5 protein-coding genes are annotated in these 2,863 nt (G+C 38.3%); all 5 read left to right on the top strand.

What is annotated here, in order from left to right; translation table 11 throughout:
* A partial coding sequence (locus HN459_03650) for a RidA family protein (protein MBT3478538.1) occupies positions 1–268 on the top strand: 268 nt, incomplete at its 5' end.
* 43 nt (positions 269–311) lie between these two features.
* Complete coding sequence (locus tag HN459_03645) at positions 312–539, top strand: DUF1059 domain-containing protein (GenBank protein ID MBT3478537.1); 228 nt, start codon at positions 312–314, stop codon at positions 537–539.
* 29 nt (positions 540–568) lie between these two features.
* The gene (locus HN459_03640) at positions 569–1,060 is read left to right on the top strand and encodes a four helix bundle protein (protein ID MBT3478536.1); all 492 of its coding nucleotides are present in this window, start codon (positions 569–571) and stop codon (positions 1,058–1,060) included.
* A complete protein-coding gene (purB, locus tag HN459_03635) occupies positions 1,057–2,403 on the top strand; it encodes an adenylosuccinate lyase (protein ID MBT3478535.1) in 1,347 nt (448 codons plus the stop codon). Before HN459_03640 ends, purB begins: the two co-directional genes overlap by 4 nt.
* A gap of 85 nt (positions 2,404–2,488) precedes the next feature.
* On the top strand, positions 2,489–2,863 hold a 375-nt coding region (locus HN459_03630; GenBank protein MBT3478534.1), incomplete at its 3' end, for an amidophosphoribosyltransferase.

Raw genomic sequence — 2,863 nt, 5'->3', positions numbered from 1 at the left:
TAATTCAGGAGAGCTTGTTGGAGATGACTTTGAATCCCAAGCGCGACAATCGTTTAAAAATCTTTCAACATTACTTGAGAATTGCGGAAGCAATATGAGTAAAGTAGTTAAAACGACAATATGGCTTTGTGATGCAAATAACTTTGCTAAACTAAATGATCTTTTTGTTGAGTTTTTTCCAAATAACCCGCCAGCAAGATCAACGCCTATTGTAGGTATGCCAATTAAGGGAATACACATTTCCATAGAATGTATAGCGTTGGTATAAAATCATTAACATGAACACTATGTTTAATTAATAAGAAGTTAAAATGAAAACAATGACATGCAACCAATTGGGTGGCGCCTGTGAAAAAGAATTCACAGCTGACACATTTGATGAAATCGCAGACATGAGCAAAGCGCATGGAATGGAAATGTTCCAAGCCAGGGATGAAGACCATCTAAAAGCTATGGGTGAAATGCAAGAATTGATGCAAGACCCAAAAGCCATGGGCGAGTGGTTTGAGAATAAAAGAAAAGAATTTGAAAATGTGTAAAAGTGTTTAGGTGTTCATGAGATAGGATCGTGGCGAAAATAACCAAATTTGAAGATTTAATCTGTTGGCAGAAGGCTCGTGTTTTGGTAAACAATGTTTATTCAATTTCAAAATCTAGTAACCTATCAAAAGACTTTGGTTTAAAAGATCAACTGCGACGAGCCGTTGTATCATCTATGACAAATATTGCAGAAGGGTTTTCTCGTTTTCACAAAAAAGAATTCATTCGCTTTTTAGATATATCTCAAAGTTCTTCCATGGAAGTGAAAAGCTTGTTGTATGTAGTGCTTGATAACAATTATTTAGAGAACAACAAAGTAACGGCTCTTCAAAATGATGCTGAAGAAGTGCATGCTGTAACAATGGGCTTGTTAAAACATGTGAATAATTCTATTTCAAAAAATAAAGTGAGCGAACCAATTTCAGAATATGGGGCAAATCGACAGGCTTGGGATTTTCTTGACGAATTCATCAGCCATAAACACCCGAACACCCGAACACACCAACACTCAAACACATGAACACTTTAAACAACATTTCTCCATTAGATGGTCGCTATACAAATAGTATAAAAGATCTGTCCGCCTATTTTTCAGAATCGGCACTCATGGGCTATCGCCTGAAAATTGAGATTGAATATCTTATTGCTTTGGGAAATAAAAAAAGAATAAAAGAACTTCCACCATTTTCCAAAACTGAACAATCCCGTTTACGAAAAATTTATCAAAATTTCAATTCGACTGACGCTGAAAAAATTAAGGAATTCGAAACCACCACGAATCACGATGTAAAAGCCATTGAATATTATATTCAAGGAAAAGTGAAAAAGTCGCTTCACCCCTGGATTCATTTTGCACTCACATCGGAAGATGTAAATAATTTGTCTTATTCGCTCATGTGGCAAGATGGATTGAAACAGATTTACTTACCAACTCTACAATCGGTGAATAAAGAATTAAAGAAACTGGCACGGAAGTATAAAGGTTCATCTATGTTGGCGCTGACTCATGGCCAAGCCGCAACGCCCACCACATTCGGAAAAGAATTGGCTGTTTTCTGCGCTCGATTGGATAGACAAATTTCACAAATTAAATCCCACACATTATTGGGAAAATTTGGTGGCGCCACCGGAACATGGTCTGCGCATATGGCTACTTATCCAAAAGTAAATTGGATACGGTTTGCATCAAAATTTATCAAATCACTTGGGCTCGACCCCAACTTAATAACTACTCAAATTGAACCCCACGATTCTTTGGCGGAAAGTTTTCATCAAATGGTTCGAGTCAATTCTATTTTGACCGACTTATGTCGGGACATGTGGTCTTATATTAGTCGTGGAATTTTGGGACAAAAGAAAGTAGCCGGAGAAGTGGGCTCATCTACCATGCCCCATAAAATTAATCCGATTCAATTTGAAAATGCAGAAGGTAATATGGGCATCGCCAATGCGCTGCTCAATCATTTAGCCACCAAACTTCCCGTCTCACGAATGCAGCGAGATCTTACCGATTCCACCACTTTGCGGAATCAAGGTGTGGCGTTGGGCCATTCTTATTTGGCAATACAAAATATTATTAAAGGTTTGAATCGCATTACAATTAATAAAACTCAAATGGTAAATGAACTTAACAATCACTGGGAAGTTCTGGGAGAAGCGGTCCAAACTATCCTGCGGAAAACGGGAAAACAAGATGCTTACGAACAGTTGAAAACGTTGACACAGGGTCAATCCATCAATGCAGAATCCATGGTGGAATTCGTAGCTGGATTAAAAATATCAGACGATGACAAACGGACGATAATAAATATGACGCCGGAAAATTATATCGGGTTAGCATCAAAACTGGTGGACTTATTATGAAGAAAAATAGCGTTAAAGTGTTCAGGTATTCAAGTGTTCGTGAACACTTTAACACTTACACACATGAACACTGGAGTAAAATCTAATGTGCGGTATAGCCGGAATTTTTTCACATAAACAAGTCGCAGCTGAGCTGTACGATAGCATCATCCATTTGCAACACCGCGGACAAGACGCCGCCGGAATTATGACTTACGATGACCGTATGCACAAAGAAAAAGGCATGGGGCTCGCCAAAGAAGTTTTCAACGAATCAAACATGGAACTTCTAACTGGCAATATTGGAATTTCTCATAATCGGTATCCTACCCATGGTGGATTTAGTCATGGCGAAGTGCAACCTTTCTGGACATCCGTTCCCTATGGTATTGCATTGGCACATAACGGAAACTTGACTAACTATCAAGAACTTGCAGATGAAATAACCCACAAAGATAGTCGCTATTTAAATACCACTTCT

This window comes from Candidatus Neomarinimicrobiota bacterium, assembly GCA_018647265.1.
Classification (GTDB): domain Bacteria; phylum Fidelibacterota; class Marinisomatia; order Marinisomatales; family TCS55; genus TCS55.
This window is presented reverse-complemented; position numbering and strand designations above follow the sequence as displayed.